The following is a 23,401-nucleotide window of genomic DNA, read 5'->3' as shown; positions in this document are numbered from 1 at the left end:
GTTCTTTGTCTCAATTCGTCGTTCGTTAGGCGTGTGCAGCAAGCTTATGTACAAGCTCGTACGCTTTGCCAGAGTTCATCGCGTCAATCGCTTGCTGAGCGTTGGCTTTTAGGTCTTCGTGACCAAATAGACGCATCAGCAGAGCTACGTTGACTGCCACTGCGCCAACTTGAGCATCAGTGCCTTTACCCGTCAGGATATCAGTTGTGATGGCTTTGTTCTCTTCTGGCTCGCCGCCCTTAATCGCTTCAAGAGGGTGAGTGTTCAAACCAAAGTCAGCCGGAGTCACTGTGTACTCGTGAATCTTGCCATCTTTAATCTCAGCAACGATAGTCTCGCCGTGAATCGCTACTTCATCTAGGCCGCTACCGTGCACAACAGCTGCACGCTTCATGCCCATTTGCAGCATGGTTTCTGCGATAGGGCGTACCAGCTCTTTGCTGTAAACACCCATTAGCTCGATGTTAGGGCGAGCAGGGTTAATCAGTGGGCCAAGAATATTGAAGATAGTGCGCGTTTTCATTGTTTGACGAACCGGCATCGCGTGACGTACACCAACGTGATATTGCGGAGCAAATAGGAATGCTACGCCAAGTTCATCAACAGCCGTACGTGTGTCTTCAGCTGTCATCGCTAGGTTGATACCGAACGAATCCAGTAAGTCAGAAGAGCCTGATTTGCTCGATACGCTGCGGTTACCGTGCTTCGCGACTTTTAAGCCACACGCTGCGGCAACAAATGCAGAAGTCGTCGAGATATTGATGGTGTTGTGACCGTCGCCACCTGTACCTACGATGTCTGCGAAATCGTAATCAGGGCGCGGGAACGGGTTTGCATTCGCAAGTAGTGCTTTTGCTGCGCCTGCAATTTCATCGGGCGTTTCGCCTTTGATTTTCAGTGCAGTTAGCGCAGAAGCCATCAAGATTGGGTCTAGTTCACCCTTGATGATCACATCAAATAACTGTTGGCTTTCTTCTTGAGTAAGAGACTGCTGTTCGTAAAGTTTATTAATCTGTTCCATGATCGTTTCCTATTTTCCAGTCTTTTCAAGGCGAAGAGGTTTCTCAAGAGCCCATTCGATAGCGTTTGCTAGAAGCGTTGCACCGTAGGTCGTCATAATTGATTCAGGGTGGAATTGGAATCCACACACCTTGTCTTGTTCTTGAACCACAGACATCACCAAATCATCTACTTCAGCGGTCACTGTTAGGCTATCAGATACATGCGTTGCCACTAAAGAGTGGTAGCGAGCGATAGCCAATGGCGAAGGTAAGCCTTGGTAAGTCGCATGGTTTTGGTGTTCCATCATCGACACCTTACCATGAATGATTTCGCCAGCGCCTGCAACGGTGCCGCCATAGGCTTCAACAATCGCTTGGTGGCCTAAGCAAATACCAATCATTGGCACTTTACCTTTTAGAAGCTGAATCAGCTCTGGCATACAACCCGCATCTGCTGGAGCGCCAGGGCCTGGCGAAAGCAGTGCAACAGGGTTGTCTAGTTCGTTGATCGCCGCTTCAACTACTTTTGCAGGAATGTTGTTACGGTAAATTTTTACGCTGTGACCTAATGAACGAAATTGGTCTACAAGGTTGTAAGTGAACGAGTCGAAGTTATCGATGAATACAATATCAGCCATGATTACGACTCCTTCTTATTTGTTAGGTTCTTAGTATGAGCTGCTTGAATCGCTGAGATAACCGCTTGTGCCTTGCCGCGAGTTTCATCGGCTTCTGCTTGTGGGTCTGAATCGAATACCACACCAGCGCCAGCTTGTACTTGTGCTACGCCATCTTCAACGTAAGCAGAGCGAATTACGATACAAGTATCTAGAGTCCCTTCACCGGTTAGATAACCGACTGCACCACCGTAGCTACCACGACGCGTTTTTTCTACGTCACGAATAAGCTGCATTGCGCGGATTTTTGGTGCGCCCGTTAGCGTGCCCATGTTCATACAAGCTTGGTAAGCGTGCAGAGCATCTAAGTCTTCACGGAGCTGACCAACAACACGAGAAACCAAGTGCATTACATGGCTGTAGCGGTCTACTTTCAGTAAGTCTGCTACGTGGCGAGTGCCAGCTTCGGCAATACGTGCCACATCGTTACGCGCTAGGTCAACTAGCATCATGTGCTCGGCGTTTTCTTTCTTGTCGGTACGCAGTTCAAGCTCGATACGGCTGTCTAGGTCGAAATCGATTTGACCGTCAGGGCGCTTACCACGACGACGAGTACCAGCAATCGGGTAGATCTCGATTTGGTTGGTTTCTGTCTCGTATTTCAGCGCGCTTTCTGGAGATGCACCGAACAGAGTAAACAGCTCGTCTTGCATGTAGAACATGTAAGGGCTTGGGTTGCTTTGTTTGAGTTCTTTATAAGCCGCCAGTGGGGCAGGGCAAGGTAGAGTGAAGCGGCGTGAAGGTACCACTTGGAATACATCGCCTTTAACTACGTACTCTTTTAAATCACGAACCGTTTGGCAGAAGTCTTCATCTGAAACGCTAGGTACAGCTTCAACGTTGTCTAACGGCGTTACTTCAGTGATGGCTTTCAGGGACTGACACTGAGTTTGAATGTCGGCTAGACGGTCAGTTAATTGCGCTTTGATGTTGTCATCTTGAGCAAATAAGCTCGCGTGAAGTAGGCCTTCGTTCTCTTGGTGATCGAAACGCAATAGTGTTTCAGCTACGTAGAATACAAAGTCAGGACAATTGTTGGTTGCTTCAGCATCACCTAGTGGCTCAAAGTTTGCCACGATGTCGTAAGCGAATAAGCCCGCCATGAATAATGCGTGTTTGTTATCCGCGTCTTGCTCAAAGCTGTGCTGAACCAAACGCAGTGCATCGAATGAAGAGGCTTCTCTTAAACGTGAGTCTTCGTCTAATTCGTTGCTTGGTTCGATAAAAGTCAGCGTCAAAACGTTATCAGTAAGGTCAGATTTAATTTCTGCTTTCACGTTTTGAGTGAGATGTTCGATAAGCGCTTGACCGTTTTCAGTCAATGCTTGAAAGGTTACTTCATGTCCGCGACATACGATGCGAACAGCAGAGTCGATAAGGAGTAGGCTTGTCAGGTTCTGTTTAGATTCAATCTCGGCAGATTCCAACAAAAGACTATCAGTTTTGTTTTCACACAAAGTATGAAAAACGCTGGTTGGATCTTGCGAGTAAGGAACTGAGGAATTGATGACCTCAATGGTTCCCAGCTTTTTGATTTCAATGGCCTTGTTCACAAGACCTCCTTTATGATTCTTTAAATTTCCTGCCGTACATAGTCGCATAAAGATACCTTTCACCCAATCTAGAATATGGTCAATTCGATGATTTGTTAGTCAGTTGAATGTGAGATGTTCGACAAATTAAAAAGCCCGCTATTAAAGCGGGCTTAGTGATAACTTTTTTATAAACAAACTGTTTAACTAGAAGTACACGTTAGCCCACCAAGAACTTGTCCAAGTGCGCCACCAATTAAGCTCTGAACTTGCTTCTACTGAAGAAAGTTCTAAAACTTTATCTTTATGGTTTTGGTTAAATTCTTGTAACATGGTGAACCTATCAAATGTGATACTTCGTATTTGTGTACTAGTTAACTAGTTTTTTGCTTGCGGGTCAAGTGTGTTGACACAAATATAACGATAAAAATTGAAAACAATGAAAAAGAATATATGAGAATTGATCTACATAGTCATACAACAGCCTCAGATGGCCGACTTACTCCACCTGAGCTAATTGACCGAGCGCTTGGCTTTAACATCGAAGCGCTAGCGATTACAGATCATGACACGACTGATGGGCTTGCTGAAGCACGCAACTATATTGCTGATAACAATCTTCCTATTCAGCTGATCAACGGCATTGAGATTTCGACTGTTTGGCAAAACAAAGATATCCATATTGTTGGGTTAAACGTTGATCCTGAGTCACCAGAACTCAAAGCGCTCATTGAGCGACAGAAGCAACACCGTATTGGACGTGCAGAGATGATTGCTCAACGTCTTGAGAAAGCGACTCGTGAAGGGGTGCTAGAAGAAGTTAAATTGATTGCGGGTGATGCACCAATTACTCGAGCACACTTTGCGAAATGGTTAGTCGACAATGGCTACGCGAAAACCATGCAGCAGGTGTTTAAAAAGTTTCTTACTCGCAATAACCCAGGTTATGTGCCGCCAACGTGGTGTTCAATGAGTGATGCTGTCACGGCTATTCATGCCGCTGGTGGACAAGCCGTACTCGCTCACCCTGGGCGATATGGACTTACAGCCAAGTGGGTTAAGCGCCTGCTAGCGGCATTTGTTGAAGCGAAAGGGGATGCGATGGAAGTAGCTCAACCTCAGCAAGCGCAACAAGAAAGACGCACACTCGCGGATTATGCTATACAATACAAACTATTAGCCTCCCAAGGCAGTGATTTCCATTACCCATCTCCGTGGATGGAACTTGGACGCAATCTCTGGCTACCTTCTGGGGTCGAAGAAGTATGGAAAGATTGGGAGTTTCAAACGGTTTCACCATCTGAATAGTCTTTAGGTGAGCCAGCTCCTTCTGATGATAGAGTCGAGAGATTCGATAACGAGGATCAACAATGAGCCAGTTTTTTTATGTACACCCAGATAACCCACAAGCACGCTTAATTACTCAAGCGGTTGCGATTATTCGCAATGGCGGCGTTGTGGTTTATCCAACAGATTCCGGTTATGCGCTGGGCTGTCAGCTTGAAAACAAACAAGCACTTGAACGTATCTGTAAAATTCGTCGCATCGATGACAAGCACAATTTCACCTTGTTATGTCGTGATCTTTCTGAGTTATCACTGTATGCACGTGTTGATAACGTGGCTTTCCGTCTGCTGAAAGCACACACGCCAGGTGCTTACACGTTTATATTTAAAGCAACCAAAGAAGTGCCAAAGCGTTTGATGAACGCCAAGCGTAAAACGATTGGTATTCGTGTCCCAGACAACAAGATTGCACTCGACCTGTTGGAAGCGATGGGCGAACCACTGATGTCGACGTCTCTGATTCTTCCGGGTAACGAGACTACAGAGTCGGATCCAGAAGAAATTCGTGACAGCCTAGAGCATGCGGTTGATGTGATTTTGAATGGCGGTTACTTAGGTGAGCAACCGACGACCGTTATTGACTTCAGTGACGATGATGCCGTGGTTCTACGTCGTGGTGCTGGCGATCCTGCGCCGTTTGAATAATCGCTTTACTGATTAACAGTCTGTAACGATACAGCAAACCTGCCACAGTAAATAACAAGTGCTTTTTGGCAGGTTATTTGCGATAATACGCGACCGCGATTTGGTCGCGAAAAATTCATTCGACGTCTGTGAAGACGACAATTAGGTAGAAAAGAGTAAATGAGCGAAAAATTACAGAAGGTTTTAGCGCGAGCTGGTCACGGTTCTCGTCGTGAACTAGAAGGTTTAATCAAATCTGGTCGTGTAAGTGTTAACGGTCAAGTTGCGAAACTGGGCGAGCGTCTTGAAGACGAGAACTCAGTGATCCGTATCGATGGCCATACTGTTTCAGGCAAGGCTTCTGAAGAAGTGGTTTGTCGTGTACTTGCTTACTACAAACCTGAAGGTGAGCTTTGTACTCGTCACGACCCTGAAGGCCGCCGTACTGTTTTCGATCGTCTACCTAAGATCCGTGGTTCTCGTTGGATTTCAGTTGGTCGTCTTGATGCAAACACATCAGGCCTTTTGCTTTTCACTACTGATGGTGAGCTTGCAAACCGTCTAATGCACCCAAGCCGTCAGGTTGAGCGTGAGTACCTAGTACGTGTATTCGGTGAAGTGACTGAGCAAAAAGTTAAAAACGTTACTCGTGGTGTACAACTAGAAGACGGCATGGCTCGTTTTGAAGATGTTGTTTACGCTGGTGGTGAAGGTATGAACCATACTTTCTACGTAGCGATTAACGAAGGTCGTAACCGTGAAGTTCGTCGTCTTTGGGAATCTCAAGAAACGACAGTAAGCCGCCTGAAACGTGTACGTTACGGTGATATCTACCTTGATAAGAAACTGCCTCGTGGCGGTTGGAAAGAGCTAGATCTTCAAGAAGTTAACTACCTGCGTGAGCTTGTTGAGCTTAAGCCTGAGAAAGAGACACTGTTGGATCTTGATCCTTCAAACACTTCTCGTAAGCGTGAGCGTTCTCGTAGCCAAAAAATTCGTCGTGCTGTTAAACGTCACGAAGAGCGTGCAAACGCACCAAAAGGCCGTAGCAACCAAACTAAGCGTAAGAAGCCTGCAACTCGCGGTACTACAACACCTGATTCAGGTCGTAGCGCTCCAGCTGCAAACAAAGGCAAACCTCAGGCTAACAAAAGTAAGCCTAAACTGAACAACGGTCGTCCGGCTAAACCAGCTAAGCCAAGAACACGTCAGTAATTACGTAATTTATTGCGCGTAAAGCTTCATTAGCTAAAAGCACTGAATACTAAAAAACCTGCTCATTGAGCAGGTTTTTTTACGTCTAGAAGAAATAAAAGATTCGGGATGCGAGTAATCGAGTATCGAAAACATACTGCCATAATCGGCAGTAAGCATGCTCTTCGCATCTCTTATCTCGTTTACACGTATCTATAAATCTTTTCGCATCTCGTATCTCGTATCTCGTTCTATTTACTTATGATTCGAGAAGTTATCGCCTTTCGCTAATCGGTCGTAAAGCACTACATTCACTGATGCCGCTAGATTCATACAGCCGTTGGTCGGAACGTAAATCGTCTCACGACAGAAATCTGTGATTTCTTTCTTTAGCGTGCCATCTTCTGGGCCAAAAATGTAAAACGCACGTGGTGGGTGCTTGTAATCAGGTAGAGGCTTAGCACCTTCAATCAGATCAACAGCAACCGGCACGCAGCCTACTGGAATAATATCTTTCAGCTCTTCAACACCAATCAAAGGCAGGGCTAAGTGCTTTTCTTTGGTATCGGTATGGAATTTTCGCGCATGGTCGTAGCGTGTGCCAGTGTAAAACACAGAGTTGGCGCCGTAGCAGCCAGCTGCTCGCATCACTGAGCCTACGTTTTCTGGCGTCTTTGGGTTAACTAGGCCAATGCAGGCATAGCCTTTTGATTGTGTGTCTGTTTTTGCTTTGGTCATAATCAGTGAATCTAACGTTGATGATGAAAGTGATGAATCACGATGGAAAATAGCGTGATAAAAATAGCCGAGCAATGGGCTCGGCTAACTTTTAACTCGCTTACATGAATACTTGTTTACTCATGCAGATGAGCGTCAACAGCGGTATTAGTCGCGTTTCCACAGCATGTGACAGAACTTATGTTCTGGATCACGGCTGATTAACATGCGAGCAAATACGTCGTCTAGAACGTCATCAGCTTCATTCACAAGACCAATGCGCACTTCAGCGTAGATCTCTTTGTCGACTTCAAAGCCAACATGTTCAACCCAATCATCGCCAGTTTCAACAAGCTCTGCTGCGCCACGATCTTCAAACTGAGCAGTGAAAAGAATCACGTCTGCAGGCTCTAGGTTGTCAGGTGCCATCTCTAGGAAGATGTCGTATGCAGTGTCAATTGCGTCGTCATAAGACATTAGGTCGTTAGCTTCGGTCATAATAAGTATCTTAGCTTGCGCGGTTCATGTATTTACGTTCAGCAGTGTTTACTACTACTTTGTCGCCAGTCGCGATGTATTCAGGTACTTGAATAGTAAGACCTGTAGAAAGACGAGCAGGCTTAGTACGAGCAGACGCTGATGCACCTTTGATTGAAGGATCAGTCTCTTCGATAACTAGTTCAACAGATGTTGGTAGCTCAAGCGTTGCAGCGTTGCCGTCGATAAGGATCGCGTACATGCCTTGAGTTTCTTCGTTGATGAACAGTAGTTCGTCTTCGATAGTCTCACCGTTGAAGATGAATTGTGTGTAATCTTCGTTGTCCATGAAGATGTACTCGTTGCCATCAACGTAAGAGAACATTACTGCACGCTTAGTTACGTCAATAGTTTCAACAATTTCGTCAGCCTTGTGGCGAACTTCAGTTTTAACGCCAGTTGCTACATCGTTACCACGGAAGCGGTAAATCTTTTGGCCGCCACGGCCGCCTGGTGTTGTTACTTCGATATCTTTAACGATCACTGTTTTGCTTTCTACTGTGATAGCAAAACCTTTTTTAATTTCACTTGCTCTAGGCATTTTGTGTTTGTCCTTAGTGGGTCTATCCGCTGATTATATCTCGGAGATGCTATAAATAGGAATAGCTTGAATCATAAAGTCACCTAGGCGATCATAGAGTTATAGTTAAATCATTATTTTATTTACCGAAACGACCTATGCAGCTACCCGTTATTGACCCAACACAGCCTTTTCAACCTGAATTTCAACCTGTGGTTAACGATCTGATTACCTTTCTAAAAGGTGGGTTAGGATCTAATCTGCACAGTATTTATATTTATGGCAGTGTGGCTCGTAAGCAAGCCGTCTTCGGTCGCTCCAATCTAGATGTGGTTGTGGTGACCCATCGACCGTTTCCTGACCAACGAACCACTTTGTTGAACACCATCAAATGGCGTTTCCAAAAGAGCTTCCCGCAGGTAACTCAAGTGGCGATAAAAACTACCTTAGTGAGTGAGATAGTCGATTTCGACAATATCTTCACTTGGGGTTTTATGCTCAAGCATTTAGCCGTGTGTGTGCATGGTGAAGACTTATCAGACTGCTATGGTGATTTTGAAACAAGTTGGGAAATCGCTAAGCACTGGAATATGGATGCGGAAAACTGGTTGGCGGTGTATCGCAACAAGATCGCACGAGCGACAACGCCAGAACAACAAGTCGCTGCGCAGGTGATTATTGCCAAGAAGCTTCTACGGGCGAGTTACTCACTGGTGATGTACCGCGATAAATATTGGTACGATGATCCTGTTGAATGTGGCCAACAGTTCTTGAAGTATCACCCAGATCGAGAAGTCGAAATCCAAAGGTTGGGCATTTTACTTTCTGGTCGACCAATCCCTAAACGTTCGGTGATCGGTATTCTTGATGGCTTTGGTGAGTGGTTGATTAAGCAGTATCAGAAAACCGAGTTCAGAATCGGATAGAGATTTATAACCGATCCATTGATACTAAAAAGCAGAGTGTGCTGAAGAACATATCTCTGCTTTTTTCGTTTTAAGAGCATATTGAATATAGTGCTAGAACAAACCCAACTGCTGCCCACTAACTCTTTCAAAGTCTAAACCGATGAAGGGCAGTATTGCCTCTGCGACCGGTTTAATCTGCTTGTCGATATAGTGCTGATAATCGATACCACTCTTTAAATACTCCTTGGGCTCAGGGCCACTCAGAGTAATCAAATACTCAATGCGTCCTTTATTTTGGTATTGAAGAGGGCGCCCTAACTGAGCATTGATCTCATCGGCCATACGAGCTGCGCGAACCTGCGGCGGAATGTTCTTTTGGTATTCATGTAATTTGCGGCGTAAGCGCTTTTGATACACCAATAAATCATCATGTTTGCCAGCAGAGGTCTCATCAACGAACTGTCTGACGTAGTCGGTTGGATCTTGATCGTGAAACACCATCTCATACAAGGTTTTTTGGAATTGCTGTGCGAGAGGTGTCCAATCGGTGCGTGCACTCTCAAGCCCTTTAAATATGATCTTTTCTTTATCGCCTTGAGTGATTAATCCGGCATAACGTTTCTTCGAGCCGGTTTCTGAACCTCTAATGGTCGGCATTAGAAACTTGCGATAGTGAGTCTCGTATTCCAATTCGAGTATTGAGGTTAGGTTGTGGGTCTCTTTTAAGTGATTCGTCCACCAATCGTTGATGTAAGCGACCAGTGTGTTCCCGATCTCGTCTGCTTTTTGCTGATCATAACTGCCGTTCAGAGACACGAAGGTTGAATCGGTATCGCCGTAAATCACTTGATAGCCTTTGTCTTCGATCAGAACCTTGGTTTGCTTCATGATCTCATGTCCACGCATGGTAATTGAAGACGCTAACCGGGTATCGAAGAAACGACAACCAGACGAACCTAACACACCATAGAATGAGTTCATGATGATCTTAATCGCCTGAGAGAACGCTTTCTCGTTGTTCTTCTTCGCCACATCACGTGCAGCCCAAAGGTTTTCGATCATCTCGGGCAAGAAGTGTTTAGAGCGGTGGAATTGCCCACCTCGAAAGCCATCAACGGCTTGGTTTTCTGCTGGGCCTAGTTCAAGCTTCAACCCTTCAATTAGTCCCATAGGGTCAATCAGAAACGAGCGAATGATCGATGGATACAGGCTCTTAAAATCGAGTACCAAAACCGAGTCGTACAGATTGGGAATTGAATCCATCACATAACCGCCGGGACTCGCAATCCAGTTCTCCGGCTCTAAGTTCGGCGCGACATACCCCGCTCTGTGTATCTGAGGCATGTACAAATTGGTAAATGCTGCCACTGAGCCACCAACGCGATCCAGCTCAACACCGGTTAATCGAGAGCGCTCAATCGCGAAGTCGAGTAGGTGAGTGTGCTCGAAGATGCTGTTTACCAGTACGCAGTCTTGAAGGTTGTACTTAGCGAGTGAGGGTTTATCGAACTTAAACATTCGGTTTATCTCATCCATACGGTCATGAACGTTATGGATGTCTTTGCCTTCCCCAAGCAGCTCTTGCGATACCGACTCAAGAGACCAAGAACGGAAGTGGTAGGTCGCTGTCTTGAGCATATCAATACCATCCAAGACAACGCGCCCCGGAATCGTGATAAAACCTTGCTGATTTTGAGCAGAACTGCGGAAAAAGCTCGGTTGGTTGTCTCTGCCGATGTTGAGCTTCACTTCGTTCCATTCTGAACGTTTGTGCAGCAGCCTAAAATCGAAGTCGATAACATTCCAGCCAATGATGATGTCAGGATCAAATTCAGAGAACCAAGCTATCATCGCTTCAAGTAGCGCTTTCTCGTTGGCAACCCATTGGATATTGGTTTCAGCTTGTTGTGCTTCGCCGACCATGATTACTTGGCTGTCCATCGGGCTGTCTAGGCCAATTGAATAAAGCACGCCTTTTTCCGAGCACTCAATATCAAGCGAGACCACAGATAGACTGGGTAAGTAATCACCTGCTCGGCATTTTGCGTTTGAGACTCGACGATGCTGATTTTTTTGCACAGCAGATCCGGTGAACTCAATACTTCCCTTGATAAAACGTTCCATCAAGAATCGATCGGCGAGTCGAATATCGCTTTCAAAGGTTTGGATTTCTTCGTTGTGAAAGGCTTGCGCTAAACCAAAGCTGCTTCTCGACAGTGAGGTGTAACACGCGGCGAGAGGTGTTTGCTCGAATGTGGCTAATTCTAGAGGCTTAAATTGGCAATCGATCGACTCTTTCGCTGCGATTGCCTGACATGCCTCAACGTCAGATTGAGCGACAAAAAATACCGGTTTTTCATTTTGAATCGTCAGCAGAGTAGGGCCTTGAGGGGTGCTTAACCACAAGTCGATTTGTGTGCGCCCTGAAAAATCTCTTGCTTGTCTTGTGAGTACAAAGCCTTGCTGAATATCCAATGTAGTAACCTATTGAAATGGGGAATCGAATACTACCATCTAGCGACCCTCTGCGCACAAAAGGCAGTAAAAATACTAACTAAATTCTAGTTAGTAGAGGCAAATAACGGGACTCTATAAGCAAATAAGTGAAATTGTCGCGAATGGTTATTCAATGGTATTGAAAATATCTTTATCTTATGTAATTTTATTGGGTGTTGTTTTAACTGGTTGATTTTTAGAAAAAGCTTGTTGTTTTAGTTAGCTTATTTGTTAATAAGTACTTGCTAAAGTTCGTGTTTCAGCACATATTCAACAGAGCTTTTTTTTAGTAATTAAGTTAAGATGTACTCAATGCTGCGATCCACTGTTCCTTTGTTCAATTGTTTCAAACAGATGAAATGACACAGTGGTTGCAGAGCCAATTAATAGTGTGGAGATACAAGTTTGATAAATGTTTTCCTTGTAGATGATCACGAGCTGGTTCGCACAGGGATACGACGTATTATTGAAGACGTCCGTGGAATGAACGTAGCAGGGGAAGCTGAAAGCGGTGAAGATGCTGCAAAATGGTGTCGTACTAACAATACTGACGTTATTTTGATGGATATGAATATGCCTGGTATTGGTGGCTTAGAAGCAACCAAGAAGATCTTGCGTTTCAACCCTGATGTTAAAATCATCGTTTTAACTGTTCATACGGAAAATCCGTTTCCAACTAAAGTGATGCAAGCTGGAGCTGCTGGTTACCTTACTAAAGGGGCAGGTCCGGATGAAATGGTAAATGCAATTCGAGTGGTTAATAGTGGCCAACGATACATTTCACCAGAAATTGCGCAGCAGATGGCTTTGAGCCAATTCTCGCCTGCGTCTGAAAATCCATTCGCAGACTTATCTGAACGTGAACTTCAAATCATGATGATGATTACCAAAGGTCAGAAAGTGACGGATATTTCAGAACAACTCAATCTAAGTCCTAAAACAGTCAACAGTTACCGCTACCGCTTGTTCAGTAAGCTGGATATCAGTGGCGATGTAGAGCTGACGCATTTAGCGATTAGACATGGAATGTTAGACACTGAGACCCTTTAACACTGAGATCGTATAGTGACCAACTTGTTTGACTCAGTCTCATTCCTTAAGACAGTAACAGAGCAGCCTGGCGTTTATCGAATGTATAACGCCGAGGCTGTCGTTATTTACGTCGGTAAAGCTAAGAACCTCAAAAAACGCCTTTCCAGCTATTTCCGTAAAAAAGTAGACAGTGAAAAAACACGTGCTCTAGTCAGTAATATCGACAAAATCGATGTCACTGTGACTCATACGGAAACAGAAGCTCTTATTCTTGAGCACAACTACATCAAGCAGTATTTACCGAAATACAACGTACTTCTGCGTGATGATAAGTCGTACCCTTATATTTTTATTAGTGGCCATAAGCATCCTCGTTTGTCGATGCATCGCGGTGCTAAGAAGAAAAAAGGTGAATACTTTGGTCCTTATCCTGATTCTGGCGCTGTGCGTGAGACGTTACACTTAATACAAAAAATTTTTCCTGCTCGCCAGTGTGAAGATACGGTTTATGCCAACAGAACGCGCCCGTGTTTGATGTATCAAATTGGCCGCTGTGCTGCGCCATGTGTTAGTTCAATTATCTCTGATGAAGAATACAGCGAGCTTATCGACTACGTTCGTCTATTCCTTCAGGGGAAAGACAAGCTCGTCCTTGAAACGCTTATCGACAAAATGGACAAGGCTAGTCAAGAGCTTCGCTTTGAGCAAGCGGCCGCTTTCCGCGACCAAATCCAAGCGATTAGACGGGTGCAAGAGCAACAGTACGTATCTGATAATTCAATGGAAGATATGGACGTGTTGGGCTTTGCTCAAGAGAATGGCGTGGCTTGTATTCATATCTTGATGATCCGTCAAGGTAAGGTATTAGGCAGTAGAAGCCATTTTCCTAAAATTCCCAACAATACGGTGCGAGAAGAAGTTTTTTCGAGCTTTTTAAGTCAATATTATCTCGCACATAACGAAGCGAGAACCATACCAACTCGCCTCATTCTCAACGCCGATTTGATGGAAGATGTCACACCGATTCAAGAAGCTTTGTGTGAAGTTGCGGGTCGGAAGATCCACTTCAATACCAATCCTTTAGGGACTCGAGGTCGTTACCTTAAATTGTCGAATACCAATGCTTTAACGGCAATTACCACCAAGATTAATCATAAGATGACCATCAACCAACGCTTCAAAGAGCTTCAAGAAGTGTTGTCGATGGATGCTATCAAGCGCATGGAATGTTTTGATATCAGTCATACTATGGGTGAAAGTACGATAGCTTCTTGTGTAGTGTTCAATCAGGAAGGCCCGGTTAAACCAGAGTACCGTCGTTACAACATCACCGGCATTACAGGTGGCGATGATTATGCAGCGATGGCTCAGGCGCTTGAGAGACGTTATTCGAAGCAACTCGATGTCGACAAGATCCCAGACATCATCTTTATCGATGGTGGTAAAGGTCAGCTAAACCGCGCTCATGAGATCATTTCTCAATATTGGGGTGATTGGCCGTTTAGACCAAGAATGATGGGTATTGCGAAAGGCGTGACGCGTAAACCGGGTTTAGAAACTTTGGTAACCCTTGAAGGTGAAGAGTTTAATTTACCTAGCGATGCACCAGCGCTGCATCTTATCCAGCACATTCGTGATGAGAGCCATAATCATGCGATTGCAGGGCACAGGGCGAAACGTGGTAAAACGCGCAGAACCAGTGCTTTGGAAGGAATTGAAGGGGTAGGACCTAAACGTCGTCAAGCTTTGCTGAAATATATGGGTGGCTTACAAGAACTTAAGCGTGCAACTGTCGAAGAAATAGCCAAAGTGCCGGGCATTAGTCATTCTTTGGCAGAAAACATTTATCAAGCATTGAAACAATAGTAAAAATCCCGCACCATTAAAGCGCAATTAATAAGAGCCCAATAATATGCGTTTGAATATACCTAACATTTTGTCCTTACTGAGACTATTTTTGATCCCAGTATTCGTTGTCGTTTTCTATCTACCTTATCAATGGGCTCCTTTCGCTGCTGCGATGGTGTTTTGGGTAGCCGGTTTCACTGATTGGCTAGATGGCATGCTAGCTCGTAAGTTAGGGCAAACGTCTCGCTTCGGTGCCTTCATTGACCCTGTGGCTGACAAAGTGTTGGTCGCTACGGCTCTTATCCTGATTACAGAGCATTACCACTTTATTTGGATAACTATTCCAGCCGTGACCATGATTGCTCGTGAGATCATCATTTCAGCGCTTCGTGAATGGATGGCTGAAATCGGTAAACGCGCAAGTGTTGCGGTATCTTGGGTTGGTAAAGTCAAAACGGTTTCTCAGATGTTCGCTCTTTGGGTACTTATCTGGAGATACGACGACTGGATGGTGTGGGTAGGTTACATTGCACTGTATGTCGCCACCGTTCTTACTTATTGGTCAATGGCACAATACTTGATGGCTGCCAAAGACGATTTGTTAGACGAAAAACATCATTGATGAAGAAGCGAGCTGAGGCTCGCTTTTTTGATCTTTAACCTAAGGTTAAGTTATCAATAGTGGATATCTAATGTGATATAGATCTCCTTTGAATAACCCGCTCACAGTGTGTTTTGAACATAAAGTCAGCTATTTGGCCTGTTTCGTATGAAATCTATTCAAACGAATTAAAAATACAAAAATAATATTGACTCAATCGTCTGAATCCGTAGAATGCATCCCGTACCCAAGAGGATGGCAATGAGCGATTCGATTGGAGTTACTAAGGCGCCTTGGCAGAGTGGCTATGCAGCGGATTGCAAATCCGTGGACCTCGGTTCGACTCCGGGAGGCGCCTCCATTCTCTCTTTCTTCTAGAAAGAATTTGAATGAAAATGCGATACTAGCTCAGTTGGTAGAGCGCAACCTTGCCAAGGTTGAGGTCATCGGTTCGAACCCGATGTATCGCTCCAAATTTTGTAATGTTGATTGGCGTCAGCATTAAGATGGTGTTTTACTTTTCAGTAATCGGCATCGCAATAAAGAATTGCGTGCCCTGGTGGTGGAATTGGTAGACACAAGGGATTTAAAATCCCTCGGCGTTCGCGCTGTGCCGGTTCAAGTCCGGCCCGGGGCACCATCTATTAAAGTCTTTATCTCGATAAAGCAAATGCGATACTAGCTCAGTTGGTAGAGCGCAACCTTGCCAAGGTTGAGGTCATCGGTTCGAACCCGATGTATCGCTCCAAATTAAGAAGCCCGAACAGAAATGTTCGGGCTTTTTGGTTTCTGACGTTTAGCTTTTACGTTTAAGAACTCTTCTTGTTCGAATCCGCACTCAACATTCATTTCTATCTCTGTTTCAAATTTTGCAATCAAGTTAGTTTTTAAAAGCGAGATTCCCTATGAACTCGTTCCTCGTGCTAGGGAATGACGGAAAGACGGTATGACCTCAAAGTCTCTCTAGTAACGTTTATAAATCCACGTCGTCATCCTCGGGCGTGAGGAACGAGCGAACCGGGGAGCTCTTGCCGCTTGCTGATTAACTTCAGTTTAATCTATTGCATCAGATAGTTTCTGAATAAAACAATACATCGACATGTTGTAAGGGACTCCCAATGAACTCATTCTTCAGGCTAAGGAATGACGGAAAGGCGCCACAGCCTCAAAGCCACCACTAACACCGCCTGTACACCCACGTCGTCATCCTCGGGTGTGAGGAACGAATGAACCGGGGATCTCTTGCCGCTTGCTGATTAACTTCAGTTTAATCTATTGCATCAGATAGTTTCTTGAATAAAGCAATACAATGACATGTTGTAAGGGGTTCTCTATGAATTCATACCTCGCTCTAGGGAGTGACGCCATGACCTAAAAGCTTCTCTAGCAACGTTTATAACCCCACGTCGTCATCCTCGGGTATGAGGAACGAATGAACCGGGGATCTCTTTCCCAAACGATAGTGTGACGATATTTACAGCAATTGCTTAGCCACCGCTGCTATTTATCAAGCTATTACTAAAAACTATTGATCGTTCATTTCACTTTATGTTACTTTCCCGCGCAATCTCGGAATGAAAATGTTCAAGAAGAGCAACGATTGCTTCTGGGGGATACGCGTAGTGACCATTCTTGCTGATTGGGACATTGCGTAGGGTAGGTATTGGCTAGTCCTTTAGCTGATAGACGGGATACTTATGGCGCAGTTCGTCATGTTAATGGGAAACCCAACATTGAACACACTAATTACAACATTGCTAATCAGCTCTGCATTTCCAAAGGGACCAGCTCCTCATAGCTGCCCGATCCTGCAAAAATGTCCAATTCTTCAAAACAGTAGCATTACTGAACCTTGAGCTCACGCTAACAATTTATCGCTGTCTTAAGACGGCTTAATTTCGTATTCGTCATTTGACTTATGCGAGCGTACAGCTATATCTCATTTCTAGACAATACGTGTACTTCACTATGAACTTTCTCCAAATTTAACGAGAGTTGGTGGGTAATTGCGTCTGATGGAGGTGAGTATGAACACATTCAAGGGGACTTTTATGACTACCGCCTTTGAAGTCGATATCAATACTATCGCAAATTCATTTTCAACTATGGTTCCTATCTTAGAGGGAACGTACGACCTAACACCTGACGCTATTTTGCTAGAGCAAGAACAGCATGAGTCGGATGTTCGCTCTTACCCAAGACGCCTGCCTATTGCTATTAAACGAGCATGTGGCGCTTTAGTTGAAGATACTCGTGGCCAACTCTTTCTCGATTGCTTAGCCGGTGCAGGTACACTTTCTCTGGGTTACAACCACCCTGAGATTAACCAAGCACTTAAAGACCAACTCGATTCTGGTTTGCCATACCAAACACTTGATATCACGACTCAAGCAAAAGAGACGTTTATCAAGCGAGTTAAAGCTTTTCTTCCTCAAGACTTTTCAAATAACTCGGTTCTTCAATTCTGTGGCCCATCTGGCGCTGACGCTGTGGAAGCGGCGATCAAGCTCGCCAAGCAAACCACAGGTCGCAACACCATGTTTGCTTTCCGTGGTGCTTACCATGGTATGACGAACGGCACCATGGGTATGATGGGTAACCTCGGCACTAAAGAGCGTCGTAGCGGCTTGATGTCTGATGTGCACTTCATGCCTTTCCCATACAACCTACGCTGCCCGTTTGGTATTGGTGGTGAAGCGGGTGCTAACGCGAGCATTCGTTACATCGAACGTATGTTGAATGATGACGAGTCTGGCATCATGAAACCGGCGGCGATGATCGTTGAGCCTGTGCAAGGTGAGGGCGGTGTGATTCCTGCTCCAGCATCTTGGTTACAAGGCCTACGTCGCATCTGTGATGAGCACGGCATCCTACTGATTTTTGATGAGATTCAGTGTGGTGTGGGCAAAACTGGCCATCGATTTGCGTTTGAAGAGTCTGGTGTTAATCCAGATATCTTATGTTTATCTAAAGCGATTGGTGGCGGACTGCCTATGTCGCTGCTTGTGTTCGATAAGAGCATTGATACATGGAAAGCGGGTGAGCACACCGGTACATTCCGTGGTAACCAATTAGCAATGGTCTCTGGCGCTAAGGCGTTGGAGATCATCGAACGAGATGGCTTAGTTGAGCACGCGAACATCGCAGGCCAATATTTACGTCACGGGCTTGAGAAGATTCAATCACGCGTTAGCTGTATTGCTGAAGTTCGTGGTAAAGGCCTGATGCTCGGTGCTGAGATCAAACAACCAAATGGTGAGCTTAACAAGTTTGGCGAACCACAATCAGACGGCGAACTAACCCTAGAGATTCAACGAGCAGCGTTAGAGCGTGGCTTGATGGTTGAAAAGGGTGGTCGTGATGGCTCGGTAATTCGTTTCCTTCCGCCAATGATTATCTCTTTTGAGCAGATTGACTTTGCACTCCGCGTAATGGAAGAAGCGATCATCGCAGCTGGTGGTGGCTTACAACAAGACCCAGCTTCAAGCGAACAAGCAAACCAAGAATGGAACAAGCATTTCATCCATACAGGTTTAGGCGGTAGCGACGAATTTGCTAACGTGATGAACCAAACCACTCAAGCGATGAAAGCGGTTTTTGAACAGGTTGAAACCCCTTATTCGGGTTTAGATCCAAAAGTGCTAGAAGCAGCTATCAATGCTGTCGACCTTGATAACAATCAACACGCTTTGGTTGATGTTGTAGATAGTACTGCAGACCTTGTCGCTGCAAACTCCATCTTCGTGCAACACCCAGATTGCATTGCGCACCTTCACACTCCTCCTCTTATGGCTTCGGTAGCAGCGGAATCGATTATCGCGGCATTGAATCAATCAATGGATTCATGGGACCAAGCATCGGCTGCGACTTATGTTGAGCAGCGCGTCGTGGATTGGATGTGTGACAAATACCAACTTGGCGCACAAGCTGACGGTGTTTTCACTAGCGGTGGCACGCAAAGTAACCTAATGGGTTTATTGCTTGCGAGAGACTGGGTTGCGGATAAGCACAATGGTCATTCTATCCAAAAGCTTGGCTTACCAGAATACGCGAGCAAGCTGCGTATCTTATGTTCAAAGAAATCTCACTTCACGGTTCAAAAGTCAGCCTCTCTACTAGGGCTAGGCGAAGCGGCAGTGTGCTGTGTTGATACCAATGCAAACGGCACTATCAAGCCTGACTTGCTAGACGCAGAAGTGAAAGCACTGAAAGCACAAGGTCTGATTCCTTTTGCTGTGATTGGTACTGCGGGCACAACCGATCATGGTGCTATCGATGACCTTGATGCGATTGCAGAAATCGCAAGTCAGCAAGATCTTTGGTTCCATGTCGACAGTGCATACGGTGGCGCGCTTATCTTGAGTAGCCACAAGGCTCGCTTACAAGGCATCGAAAAAGCGGACTCTGTGAGTGTCGATTTCCACAAATTGTTCTATCAAACAATCAGCTGTGGTGCGGTGTTGCTCAAAGACAAAGCGAACTTTAAGTACCTTCTACATCACGCAGATTACCTAAACCGCGAACACGATGAACTGCCAAATCTAGTCGATAAGTCTATTGCGACCACCAAGCGTTTCGATGCATTGAAAGTCTTCATGACGATGCAAAGCGTTGGACCAAAGCAGTTGGGTGATATGTACGACCATCTCCTAGAGCAGACGCTTCAAGTTGCCGACCTGATTCAAAATCAAGCGGATTTAGAGCTATTAGCGGAGCCTTCACTATCGACGGTGCTGTTCCGTTCGGTGCTTAGCAATGAGCAATCAGCAAACAGTGCTATGGATTTAGACAAACTGAATCAAACGTTAAGATTGGAAGCGCTGACTCGTGGTGTTGCAGTACTCGGTGAAACGGTCGTGGATGGTAAGAGTGCGCTTAAATTCACTATCTTGAATCCGTGCCTAAAGACATCAGATTTCAAATCTCTAATTAACAAAATTCAAACTCTAGCCACTGAGCTAGCAGAACAACAAGGGTAATTAATACTATGGCTATTCTACAAATTGGTGCAGGCGGCGTTGGTTGGGTTGTTGCACACAAAGCAGCACAAAATAACGAAGTACTGGGTGATATCACAATCGCTTCTCGCACAATCGCGAAGTGTGAAAAAATCATCGAATCTATCAAGGGCAAAAACAACCTTAAAGATTCAACTAAGAAACTAGAAGCACGTTCAGTAGACGCTGATGATGTTGATGCGCTTGTTGCTTTGATTAAAGAAGTTCAGCCGGATCTAGTGATCAACGCTGGTCCTCCTTGGGTAAACATGGCAATCATGGAAGCATGTTACCAATCTAAAGTTTCTTATTTAGATACATCGGTAGCGGTTGACCTATGTTCTGAAGGCCAACAAGTACCACAAGCTTACGATTGGCAGTGGGGCTACCGTGAGAAGTTCGCTGAAGCAGGCATCACAGGTATTCTTGGTGCTGGTTTCGATCCAGGTGTGGTATCAATCTTTGCTGCATACGCGGTTAAGCACTTGTTCGATGAGATTGACTCAATTGATGTAATGGATGTGAATGCTGGTGACCACGGCAAGAAGTTTGCGACAAACTTTGACCCAGAAACCAACATGCTTGAGATCCAAGGCGATTCTTTCTACTGGGAAAATGAAGAGTGGAAACAAGTACCTTGTCACTCTCGTATGCTTGAGTTTGAATTCCCGAACTGTGGTTCTCACAAAGTTTACTCAATGGCGCATGATGAAGTTCGTTCAATGAAAGAGTTCATCCCAGCTAAGCGTATCGAATTTTGGATGGGCTTTGGTGATGCATACTTGAACTACTTCAACTGCATGCGTGATATCGGTCTTCTTAGCCCAGATCCGCTAACACTGCACGATGGTACTGTGGTTCAGCCTCTGCATGTTCTTAAAGCACTACTACCGGATCCAACATCTCTAGCTCCGGGTTACACTGGTTTAACGTGTATCGGTACTTGGGTTCAAGGTAAGAAAGATGGTAAAGAGCGTAGCGTATTCATCTACAATAACGCAGACCACGAAGTGGCTTACGAAGACGTAGAGCACCAAGCGATCTCTTACACAACTGGTGTTCCAGCGATTACCGCTGCACTTCAGTTCTTCCGTGGCGAATGGGCTGATAAAGGCGTGTTCAACATGGAACAGTTAAATCCAGATCCGTTCCTAGCAACTATGCCGGAAATTGGTCTAGATTGGCATGTTCAAGAGCTTGAAGCAGGCCAAGGTCTTCCAGTGATTCATGAGCTGAAAAAATAAGAACTGATTTCTTGTTTTGATTGCTAATTAAAGGGGACATGGATTGTTCCCTTTTCGATGATGATAGCCTTGAAGCTTTGGTATCATTTATTTTGATTTTGTAACTCACTGCGCTCGGACAGGACAAAATCAAAATAAATCACACCAAAATTGTTAATTTACCTTTCCATCTATAGATGCTGCTTGAGTGTTTACAAAAATGACGTTTAAGAAAGAAGAACTAAAAACCCCATATTTCATGATCAACGAAGACAAGTTGATTGCGAACTTAGAAAAAGCCAAGCAACTGAAAGAGATTTCAGGTGTGAAATTGGTACTTGCGCTTAAGTGCTTCTCGACTTGGGGCGTGTTTGACATCATCAAACCGTACCTAGACGGTACTACTAGTTCTGGCCCTTATGAAGTGAAATTAGGTCACGAAACTTTTGGCGGTGAAACTCATGCTTACAGTGTGGGCTACAGTGAAGATGACGTGAGAGAGGTTGCTGACATCTGCGACAAGATGATCTTCAACTCTCAAAGCCAACTTGCTGCTTACCGTCATATTGTTGAAGGTAAAGCTTCACTGGGTTTACGTTTAAATCCGGGCGTGAGCTACGCAGGGCAAGACTTGGCGAATCCAGCACGTCAATTCTCGCGTTTGGGCGTGCAAGCTGACCACATCAAACCAGAAATTTTCGATGAGATTAATGGTGTGATGTTCCACATGAACTGTGAGAACAAAGACGTCGATGCGTTTATCGGCCTGCTTGATTCAATCTCAGAACAGTTTGGTGAGCACTTAGATAAGTTGGACTGGGTGAGCATGGGCGGAGGTGTGTTCTTCACATGGCCTGGCTATGACATCGAAAAACTCGGTCTTGCGCTGAAAGTCTTCTCTGAAAAGCACGGTGTGCAGATGTATCTTGAGCCGGGTGAAGCGATCATCACTAAAACAACCGACCTAGTTGTGACAGTGGTCGATATTGTTGAGAACGTGAAGAAAACAGCGATTGTGGATTCAGCGACTGAGGCGCACCGCCTTGACACGCTTATCTACAATGAGCCCGCATCAGTATTGGAAGCATCAGAAACAGGCAGCCATGACTACGTGATTGGTTCGTGTTCATGTCTTGCGGGCGATCAGTTCTGCGAAGCGAGCTTTGATGAGCCACTTAAGATTGGTCAAAAGCTGCATCTGTTAGACAGCGCGGGTTACACAATGGTGAAATTGAACTGGTTCAATGGCCTTAAAATGCCTTCAATCTACTGTGAACGTAGCAGTGGTGAAGTTCAGAAGCTAAATGAATTCGGCTATGAAGACTTCAAACGCTCATTATCACAATGGTCAGTTAAGTAACTGAATCACAAGTTCAGAGCAATACAAAGAGCAGCTAATGAGCTGCTCTTTTTTGTTCTTTAATTTTGTTTATTTAGCTTTCAATCATCACACGAGTATCTTCACTGAGCGTTTCGAGTTCATTAACTACGTCGTCGATCTGTACTTCGATTGGCAGCTTAACGGCGATTTTTGATGTGAATAGACTTGAGCTAACACCGCCGCCACCAGCGATAAAGACGCGGTGACAATCCATATCGAGAATACTGATTCCTTGTCTATCCAATACATGAGTCACTTCGTTGACGATACCTGCTCGGTCGTTAGAGTCGAGTCTCAAGTGATGGACCGTGTCTTGAACATTGTGTGTATGATCGGAATCGACAAACTGCACGATGAGATCTGGATTGGCGCTGAACGCTTCTTTTACAATCGATTCGTTGATGGCTGGAAGTTGAACCTTTAGTACGCCTGCGACTTGGTCTTCAATAAAGTTCACTTTACTGATGAGCCATTTGCCGTCGTTTTCGTGAGTAACCGCAGCAAGCTGTTTGATTGTTGCTGGTGATGCTTTTCCGATAAAGTTTACGATAAATGTACTGTTCATATCAGCCCCCAAGGTTTCAATTATTCTTTGCTAATTAAATGTTTGATATCACGCGATAAAGTTCTTTAATTTCAGTGTAGAAGGTTACATCGAACAATGTTTGACCTAGGTCAATTTTTGAAACTAAGCTTCGATGCAAAAAAAGAGAATGAAGAGTAGGGCACAAAAAAAGCGGCTAGAGAGCTAATGCCGTTCACTTAAG

At 44.9% G+C, this 23,401-nt stretch carries 19 protein-coding genes, 4 tRNA genes and 1 other annotated feature; of the genes, 14 read left to right on the top strand and 9 right to left on the bottom strand.

What is annotated here, in order from left to right; genetic code table 11:
• Positions 1-25: 25 nt before the first annotated feature.
• The 4 genes from trpD to AB4503_RS17515 form a co-directional block, all read right to left on the bottom strand.
• Positions 26-1,021 carry an anthranilate phosphoribosyltransferase gene (gene trpD / locus AB4503_RS17530; protein WP_136977869.1) on the bottom strand — a complete coding sequence of 332 codons (996 nt, stop codon included), beginning with the start codon at positions 1,019-1,021 and terminating at the stop codon, positions 26-28.
• Between the two features lie 9 nt (positions 1,022-1,030).
• Positions 1,031-1,639 carry an aminodeoxychorismate/anthranilate synthase component II gene (locus AB4503_RS17525; protein WP_017063544.1) on the bottom strand — a complete coding sequence of 203 codons (609 nt, stop codon included), beginning with the start codon at positions 1,637-1,639 and terminating at the stop codon, positions 1,031-1,033.
• Positions 1,640-1,641: 2 nt separating this feature from the next.
• Positions 1,642-3,231: an anthranilate synthase component 1 gene (locus AB4503_RS17520; protein ID WP_017063545.1), complete on the bottom strand. Its 1,590-nt coding sequence runs from the start codon at positions 3,229-3,231 to the stop codon at positions 1,642-1,644.
• A 125-nt stretch (positions 3,232-3,356) separates the two neighbouring features.
• Positions 3,357-3,471 (bottom strand) — a sequence feature (Trp leader region).
• Complete coding sequence (locus AB4503_RS17515) at positions 3,418-3,543, bottom strand: trp operon leader peptide (protein WP_009848753.1); 126 nt, start codon at positions 3,541-3,543, stop codon at positions 3,418-3,420. It overlaps the preceding feature by 54 nt.
• A gap of 120 nt (positions 3,544-3,663) precedes the next feature.
• Between AB4503_RS17515 and rnm the strand changes: the two genes are divergently transcribed.
• The 3 genes from rnm to rluB all read left to right on the top strand — a co-directional run bounded on the left by rnm (position 3,664) and on the right by rluB (position 6,395).
• A complete protein-coding gene (gene rnm, locus AB4503_RS17510; RefSeq protein WP_372082727.1) occupies positions 3,664-4,518 on the top strand; it encodes an RNase RNM in 855 nt (284 codons plus the stop codon).
• 62 nt (positions 4,519-4,580) lie between these two features.
• Positions 4,581-5,201, top strand: coding sequence for an L-threonylcarbamoyladenylate synthase (locus AB4503_RS17505; protein WP_009848751.1), 621 nt, complete (start codon positions 4,581-4,583; stop codon positions 5,199-5,201).
• Positions 5,202-5,360: 159 nt separating this feature from the next.
• Complete coding sequence (rluB, locus tag AB4503_RS17500) at positions 5,361-6,395, top strand: 23S rRNA pseudouridine(2605) synthase RluB (protein WP_017055112.1); 1,035 nt, start codon at positions 5,361-5,363, stop codon at positions 6,393-6,395.
• Between the two features lie 234 nt (positions 6,396-6,629).
• Here rluB and AB4503_RS17495 read toward each other — a convergent pair whose 3' ends face one another.
• From AB4503_RS17495 to yeiP, 3 genes are all read right to left on the bottom strand, one after another.
• On the bottom strand, positions 6,630-7,112 hold the full coding sequence (locus AB4503_RS17495; RefSeq protein ID WP_017061495.1) for an RNA methyltransferase: 483 nt from the start codon (positions 7,110-7,112) through the stop codon (positions 6,630-6,632).
• Between the two features lie 147 nt (positions 7,113-7,259).
• Positions 7,260-7,589, bottom strand: coding sequence for an HI1450 family dsDNA-mimic protein (locus AB4503_RS17490; RefSeq protein ID WP_004741258.1), 330 nt, complete (start codon positions 7,587-7,589; stop codon positions 7,260-7,262).
• Between the two features lie 10 nt (positions 7,590-7,599).
• Positions 7,600-8,169 (bottom strand): elongation factor P-like protein YeiP, encoded by a 570-nt coding sequence (gene yeiP, locus AB4503_RS17485; RefSeq protein WP_017055115.1) that lies wholly within the window; start codon positions 8,167-8,169, stop codon positions 7,600-7,602.
• A gap of 137 nt (positions 8,170-8,306) precedes the next feature.
• On the opposite strand from yeiP, the gene AB4503_RS17480 reads away from it, so the two are divergent.
• On the top strand, positions 8,307-9,074 hold the full coding sequence (locus AB4503_RS17480; RefSeq protein WP_017061494.1) for a hypothetical protein: 768 nt from the start codon (positions 8,307-8,309) through the stop codon (positions 9,072-9,074).
• 93 nt (positions 9,075-9,167) lie between these two features.
• Here AB4503_RS17480 and AB4503_RS17475 read toward each other — a convergent pair whose 3' ends face one another.
• Complete coding sequence (locus tag AB4503_RS17475) at positions 9,168-11,531, bottom strand: DNA polymerase II (protein WP_372115467.1); 2,364 nt, start codon at positions 11,529-11,531, stop codon at positions 9,168-9,170.
• A 426-nt stretch (positions 11,532-11,957) separates the two neighbouring features.
• On the opposite strand from AB4503_RS17475, the gene uvrY reads away from it, so the two are divergent.
• The 10 genes from uvrY to nspC all read left to right on the top strand — a co-directional run bounded on the left by uvrY (position 11,958) and on the right by nspC (position 22,613).
• On the top strand, positions 11,958-12,602 hold the full coding sequence (gene uvrY / locus AB4503_RS17470) for a UvrY/SirA/GacA family response regulator transcription factor (protein ID WP_004729778.1): 645 nt from the start codon (positions 11,958-11,960) through the stop codon (positions 12,600-12,602).
• 15 nt (positions 12,603-12,617) lie between these two features.
• Positions 12,618-14,450 (top strand): excinuclease ABC subunit UvrC, encoded by a 1,833-nt coding sequence (gene uvrC, locus AB4503_RS17465; protein ID WP_372115466.1) that lies wholly within the window; start codon positions 12,618-12,620, stop codon positions 14,448-14,450.
• A gap of 46 nt (positions 14,451-14,496) precedes the next feature.
• Positions 14,497-15,054, top strand: coding sequence for a CDP-diacylglycerol--glycerol-3-phosphate 3-phosphatidyltransferase (gene pgsA, locus AB4503_RS17460; protein ID WP_372115465.1), 558 nt, complete (start codon positions 14,497-14,499; stop codon positions 15,052-15,054).
• A 266-nt stretch (positions 15,055-15,320) separates the two neighbouring features.
• Positions 15,321-15,394: transfer RNA gene (locus AB4503_RS17455), tRNA-Cys, on the top strand.
• A 36-nt stretch (positions 15,395-15,430) separates the two neighbouring features.
• Positions 15,431-15,506: transfer RNA gene (locus tag AB4503_RS17450), tRNA-Gly, on the top strand.
• 80 nt (positions 15,507-15,586) lie between these two features.
• Positions 15,587-15,673, top strand: a tRNA-Leu gene (locus AB4503_RS17445).
• A 32-nt stretch (positions 15,674-15,705) separates the two neighbouring features.
• Positions 15,706-15,781, top strand: a tRNA-Gly gene (locus tag AB4503_RS17440).
• 1,279 nt (positions 15,782-17,060) lie between these two features.
• Positions 17,061-20,012, top strand: a complete 2,952-nt coding sequence (locus AB4503_RS17435) for a pyridoxal phosphate-dependent class III aminotransferase (protein ID WP_372115464.1) — start codon at positions 17,061-17,063, stop codon at positions 20,010-20,012.
• Positions 20,013-20,020: 8 nt separating this feature from the next.
• Entirely contained in the window at positions 20,021-21,274 is a 1,254-nt protein-coding gene (locus tag AB4503_RS17430; RefSeq protein ID WP_017061002.1) for a carboxynorspermidine synthase, read from the top strand.
• 199 nt (positions 21,275-21,473) lie between these two features.
• The gene (nspC, locus tag AB4503_RS17425; RefSeq protein WP_372115463.1) at positions 21,474-22,613 is read left to right on the top strand and encodes a carboxynorspermidine decarboxylase; all 1,140 of its coding nucleotides are present in this window, start codon (positions 21,474-21,476) and stop codon (positions 22,611-22,613) included.
• 73 nt (positions 22,614-22,686) lie between these two features.
• On the opposite strand, the gene AB4503_RS17420 is transcribed toward nspC, so the two are convergent.
• Entirely contained in the window at positions 22,687-23,199 is a 513-nt protein-coding gene (locus AB4503_RS17420) for a glycine cleavage system protein R (RefSeq protein ID WP_017061000.1), read from the bottom strand.
• Between the last annotated feature and the right edge of the window lie 202 nt (positions 23,200-23,401).

The organism is Vibrio sp. 10N.222.55.B11 (assembly GCF_041473705.1).
GTDB classification, from domain to species: domain Bacteria; phylum Pseudomonadota; class Gammaproteobacteria; order Enterobacterales; family Vibrionaceae; genus Vibrio; species Vibrio crassostreae_C.
The sequence above is the reverse complement of the archived record's forward strand: the minus strand, read 5'-3'. Positions and strand labels throughout refer to the sequence as shown.

Coding starts and splice junctions, on each gene's coding strand:
- pgsA (WP_372115465.1), top strand. CDS start 14,497: ATGCGTTTGAATATACCTAACATTTTGTCCTTACTGAGACTATTTTTG.
- AB4503_RS17430 (WP_017061002.1), top strand. CDS start 20,021: ATGGCTATTCTACAAATTGGTGCAGGCGGCGTTGGTTGGGTTGTTGCA.
- AB4503_RS17525 (WP_017063544.1), bottom strand. CDS start 1,639: ATGGCTGATATTGTATTCATCGATAACTTCGACTCGTTCACTTACAAC.
- AB4503_RS17420 (WP_017061000.1), bottom strand. CDS start 23,199: ATGAACAGTACATTTATCGTAAACTTTATCGGAAAAGCATCACCAGCA.
- nspC (WP_372115463.1), top strand. CDS start 21,474: ATGACGTTTAAGAAAGAAGAACTAAAAACCCCATATTTCATGATCAAC.
- yeiP (WP_017055115.1), bottom strand. CDS start 8,169: ATGCCTAGAGCAAGTGAAATTAAAAAAGGTTTTGCTATCACAGTAGAA.
- rnm (WP_372082727.1), top strand. CDS start 3,664: ATGAGAATTGATCTACATAGTCATACAACAGCCTCAGATGGCCGACTT.
- AB4503_RS17435 (WP_372115464.1), top strand. CDS start 17,061: ATGAACACATTCAAGGGGACTTTTATGACTACCGCCTTTGAAGTCGAT.
- AB4503_RS17495 (WP_017061495.1), bottom strand. CDS start 7,112: ATGACCAAAGCAAAAACAGACACACAATCAAAAGGCTATGCCTGCATT.
- AB4503_RS17480 (WP_017061494.1), top strand. CDS start 8,307: ATGCAGCTACCCGTTATTGACCCAACACAGCCTTTTCAACCTGAATTT.
- AB4503_RS17490 (WP_004741258.1), bottom strand. CDS start 7,589: ATGACCGAAGCTAACGACCTAATGTCTTATGACGACGCAATTGACACT.
- rluB (WP_017055112.1), top strand. CDS start 5,361: ATGAGCGAAAAATTACAGAAGGTTTTAGCGCGAGCTGGTCACGGTTCT.
- AB4503_RS17505 (WP_009848751.1), top strand. CDS start 4,581: ATGAGCCAGTTTTTTTATGTACACCCAGATAACCCACAAGCACGCTTA.
- AB4503_RS17515 (WP_009848753.1), bottom strand. CDS start 3,543: ATGTTACAAGAATTTAACCAAAACCATAAAGATAAAGTTTTAGAACTT.
- trpD (WP_136977869.1), bottom strand. CDS start 1,021: ATGGAACAGATTAATAAACTTTACGAACAGCAGTCTCTTACTCAAGAA.